Raw genomic sequence first — 4,393 nt, forward strand, 5'->3', positions numbered from 1 at the left:
TTATAAAATTTTATGTCGAATGAAAGACATTTATCAACCGTTTCGACATGTGTTACAATGAACTTATCCATGAAAACAATAAAAAGGAAGCGATATTATGCATTTTGCAACGGTAGGTACAAGTTGGATTACATCCGCGTTCATCGACGCGGCCCGTTTATCCGGAAAATTAACCCTCGAGGCGGTTTATTCGCGCTCAAAAGAAAAGGCTGAAAAAATGGCAGCAAAGCATGACGCACCACAAATTTTCACCGATCTTGAAGAAATGGCAAAAGACGAAAAGATCGATGCAGTTTATCTCGCATCGCCGAACTCCCTCCATTTTGAGCAGGTGCTTGTTTTTTTAAAAAACAAAAAACATGTCATTTGTGAAAAGCCGATTTTTTCCAATACAGAAGAATTCAAGAAAGCATTTCAAATTGCCGAAGAAAACGGAGTATTTTTATTTGAAGCGATCCGGAATATCCATTATCCGAACGCCAAGCTTTTAAAAGAAAAGTTAAAAGATGCCGGGCAGATCAGAAGCGCCATATTCCAATATGTACAATATTCCTCCCGGTATGATGCTTTTCTTGCCGGCGAAGAGCCGAATGTGTTCTCGCGGAATTTCTCGGGCGGCGCATTGATGGATTTGGGCGTATACCCACTGTCGCTTGCCATTTATTTGTTCGGGGCCCCGAAAAACAGCCATTATTTCCCTGTACTGCTCCGGAACGGTATTGACGGGGCCGGCACGCTCGTTTTGGAATATGAGGGATTCAACATTACCGTAATTTGCTCAAAAATCTCCCATTCCTTCATTCCAAGCGAAATTCACGGTGAAAAAGGGAGCATTATTATTGAGGGCATTTCCGAATTGCAAAATATGAAGTTTGCCGATGTGCGGACGAAAGAACCTGTTTTATTTTCCGGCGAACAGGTGGAGCAGAACATGATGTACGAAATCATTGATTTTGCCGATATCATTGCGAAAAAGGACCGGAAAGCATATGAAGCATTGAAGCAGTCCAGTTTTGAAGTCCTGTCCGTCATCGAAAAATCGCGGAAACAAAACGGGATTGTTTTTAAAACCGACCGCAGTTAAGCCTGTTTTTTTCCATTAATACCTTGTTTATAATTATTATAATTTAATATTGACTTTAATATAAAATGTATTATAATAAAATATGACAAGGTTATTCAAAAATTTCGTGAGGAGGTATACATATGTATATTGAATCCGCATTAAACGTACAAGTTGCTAACTGGAGCGTACTTTACACGAAACTGCACAATTTCCACTGGTATGTGAAAGGCCCGCTGTTTTTTACTCTGCACGAAAAATTCGAAGAACTGTACAACGAAGCCGCTGCCGTCGTAGATGATTTTGCCGAACGCATTCTTGCCATTGGCGGAAAACCGGCCGCTTCTTTCAAAGAATATCTCGAAATCGCAACAATTGAAGAAGCAAAAGCAGACTTAACCGCTGAAGACATGGTAAAATCCCTCATTAGCGATTACAAACAAATCGCCGGTGAATTAAATAAACTGATTGAATTTGCCGAAGACGAAAAAGACCATGCCACAGCCGACATGGCTACAGGCCTTGTTGAAAAAATCGAAAAAACCGTTTGGATGCTGAACGCATTGCTGGCTGTTCCAGTTGCGCATTAAAATAATGAAAGACCCGGTGCCGTCTTATGATGGCGCCGTTTTTTTGAGAAGGCGGGCAGCTGGCCGGGGAATCATCGTTGTTCTGCCGGGTGGTCTGAAATCCTGATGCCCGGCTTTTTAAGAAGAACCGTGGTATATTTTAAATTTTTCCTCAATAGGAACGCTGCGTTTGATGTTTTTATATAAACGATAGGAATGGCGGATTAAATCCAGTACTTTATACGGAATTTTCAGCAGGAATTTATATAATGTTTTTAAATAAATTTTATAGTAAGCTTTCACAAAATCATCCCATTTATCATCTTTCCCTTTTTTATAAAAATCGGAGACATCCACAACGTAGCCCTTTCCGTCTTTCATCATCACATTTTTTGCATGCACATCATACGGGTTTAGGCCCTTCTGTTTCGCATATTCAAGCGCTTCATTGATATCTTTGATCACACTTTCAGGAATCCGGATCCCCTTCGCAATGGCATCATATAAAGTGATCCCCTTCAATTTTTTTAAAACCAAATAATTTTTGCCTTGATAAATACATTTCGAGTACGCCGGATGATCCCCCAACCGGTTGTATACTTCCGCTTCTTTTTCCAGCAGCCCGGCATTTTTCCGCATGACTTTGACCACCCAATCAGGCTGGGAAGGGTGGGAAAAAACTGCCGCGTAATTTCCGGTCCCTATGCAGCTCCATCCATCGGGAACATACTTCGCGATAATCGGATCATGCGGATTTTTGCTTTCCAGCATAATATGTTTCAACAGCTCTTCTTCTACCATCTTTCTAAATTGTTCGTTCATTAATTTTCACCTTTCATGTGATGCATAAAACAATCGTAACACGTTCCCTTAAAAAATGCTTTAAAGGGGCATTTATCAATATTGTATTCAACAGAAAACACGGCTTACAATTCAAACGCCCGGTCTTATCCGTGAATATGTGCATGGACGCAGCGCCATTTTCCGGATAAAATGGAAGCAGTACACTGTGAAAGGGGCTTGTGCATGCATGTTTCAATCCTTGTGACGATGCTGTTTGTCGGCGTGACTTTAGGGTTTATCGGGGCAGGGGGATCCGGATTCATTATTTCCCTGCTGACGCTTTTGTTCGGCATCTCGATCCACACGGCACTGGCAACCGCCCTCACAGCCATGATCTTTTCTTCTTTTTCAGGAGCGGTCAGCCATTACCGGGAAGGCAATGTTTCTGTAAAAGCCGGAACAGCGGTTGGGATCACCGGTGCAATCGGGGCATGGTTCGGATCGCATTTTTCCGCTCATATCCCCGGCGGAGAGTTAAAATGGTTTACTTCCGGCATGCTTTTGTTTTCGGCATTCCTGTTATGGCTCAGAATGTTTCTGCTTTCGAGGGAATCGATCCAGACAAAAAGCATTCCATCCGGCATGAATTTCACCTTCCGGGCGCTTTTGCTTGGCATCGTCACCGGATTATTGTCCGGCATGTTCGGAATTGGGTCGACCCCGTTCATCCAGCTCGGATTAATGGTATTGCTCAGCCTGTCCGTACTCCAGGCTGCCGGAACGACGATGATGGTGATCATTCCGATTGCGCTTGGCGGCGGGCTCGCAAGCTTCCAACAAGGTTACCTGGACATCCGGCTTTTATTGGAGGTCGTTGCCGGGACAATGACCGGCACTTATATCGGCGCCAAATTCACTAACCGCGCACCGGTTCCGCTGTTAAAGTCTTCAATGATTGCTGTGCCGATTTTGGCAAGTGTTTTGCTGATCGTATGAAAAAATGTTCGGGAGATTTCCACCCGAGCATTTTTGGAAAAGGGAAGTCTCAAAAGCCGATAAACCAGGCAAAAGAGCACCCATTTTTGATGATCACGAAATGACTCGCTTTCCACACGCCTCCCTCCTCTCGCTCGTACCCCACTGCAGGGTCTTTGCTTGCTCTTCCCACAGGAATCTCAAACATTATAGTCATCGTATTTTCCTGGATTTTTAAAGGATTTTGGTACAGCCCCTTTCCCGCTGTTATCCGATGCGCACATGTTAAAGCATCCTAAATTCTCCATTTGCCGCCGGTTTTATGGCAAATGGGCCGATTTTTTGACCGGATATGTTTTATCCTTGTATTCATAGTCCCATTACATCATGTAACACTTTGCAAGATTACAGGTTTGGACCTTAAACATCTCTAAATTTATGAAAACGCTTTAATAACGGCATGGTTCTTGCAGGTAATCAAAGTGAATTTTATTTTTAAGGGGAGGGAATTTTATGACATCAAAAAAATTGATGAAAGCTGCTGTGGTGAATGAGTTCAAACAAGAATTGGAAATCAAGGAAGTACCGGTGCCTGAACTGGGGCATGGTGAAATTCTAGTCAAAATTAAGGCTTGCGGTGTATGCCACACTGACTTGCACGCCGCCCATGGGGACTGGCCGGTAAAACCGAAACTGCCATTGATTCCCGGTCATGAAGGTGTAGGGATTGTTGAAGAAGTAGGCGAAGGAGTTACTTCCATCAAAGTCGGGGACCGGGTTGGGATCCCATGGCTTTATTCCGCTTGCGGTGAGTGTGAATATTGTTTAACAGGACGTGAAACTTTATGCCCTAATCAATTGAATGCAGGTTATTCAGTTGATGGAGGTTATGCAGAATACTGCAAAGCACCTGCCAACTATGTCGTAAAAATTCCTGACAATCTTGACTTTGAAGAAGTAGCACCAATTTTTTGTGCCGGCGTAACGACTTATAAAGCATTAA

At 43.1% G+C, this 4,393-nt stretch carries 5 protein-coding genes; 4 read left to right on the top strand and 1 reads right to left on the bottom strand.

Annotation, left to right across the window (positions count from 1 at the left end; translation table 11 throughout):
* Window positions 1–97 precede the first annotated feature (97 nt).
* Together BpJC4_RS15445 and BpJC4_RS15450 are read left to right on the top strand one after the other, a co-directional pair.
* Window positions 98–1,084, top strand: coding sequence for a Gfo/Idh/MocA family protein (locus tag BpJC4_RS15445; protein ID WP_151682012.1), 987 nt, complete (start codon window positions 98–100; stop codon window positions 1,082–1,084).
* A gap of 122 nt (window positions 1,085–1,206) precedes the next feature.
* The gene (locus tag BpJC4_RS15450; protein WP_151681701.1) at window positions 1,207–1,653 is read left to right on the top strand and encodes a Dps family protein; all 447 of its coding nucleotides are present in this window, start codon (window positions 1,207–1,209) and stop codon (window positions 1,651–1,653) included.
* Between the two features lie 117 nt (window positions 1,654–1,770).
* Here BpJC4_RS15450 and BpJC4_RS15455 read toward each other — a convergent pair whose 3' ends face one another.
* Entirely contained in the window at window positions 1,771–2,454 is a 684-nt protein-coding gene (locus BpJC4_RS15455; RefSeq protein ID WP_151698177.1) for a serine/threonine protein kinase, read from the bottom strand.
* Between the two features lie 204 nt (window positions 2,455–2,658).
* Between BpJC4_RS15455 and BpJC4_RS15460 the strand changes: the two genes are divergently transcribed.
* On the top strand, window positions 2,659–3,411 hold the full coding sequence (locus BpJC4_RS15460; protein WP_151681699.1) for a sulfite exporter TauE/SafE family protein: 753 nt from the start codon (window positions 2,659–2,661) through the stop codon (window positions 3,409–3,411).
* Window positions 3,412–3,921: 510 nt separating this feature from the next.
* Window positions 3,922–4,393, top strand: a 472-nt coding sequence (locus tag BpJC4_RS15465; RefSeq protein ID WP_151698178.1) for an alcohol dehydrogenase catalytic domain-containing protein, incomplete at its 3' end; no start/stop codon positions are given.

Source organism: Weizmannia acidilactici (assembly GCF_008974185.1).
Taxonomy (GTDB): Bacteria; Bacillota; Bacilli; order Bacillales; family Bacillaceae_C; genus Weizmannia; species Weizmannia acidilactici.

What these genes read in the sequence shown, in the direction of transcription:
- BpJC4_RS15445 (WP_151682012.1), top strand. Translation starts at nt 98, where the DNA reads ATGCATTTTGCAACGGTAGGTACAAGTTGGATTACATCCGCGTTCATC.
- BpJC4_RS15450 (WP_151681701.1), top strand. Translation starts at nt 1,207, where the DNA reads ATGTATATTGAATCCGCATTAAACGTACAAGTTGCTAACTGGAGCGTA.
- BpJC4_RS15455 (WP_151698177.1), bottom strand. Translation starts at nt 2,454, where the DNA reads ATGAACGAACAATTTAGAAAGATGGTAGAAGAAGAGCTGTTGAAACAT.
- BpJC4_RS15460 (WP_151681699.1), top strand. Translation starts at nt 2,659, where the DNA reads ATGCATGTTTCAATCCTTGTGACGATGCTGTTTGTCGGCGTGACTTTA.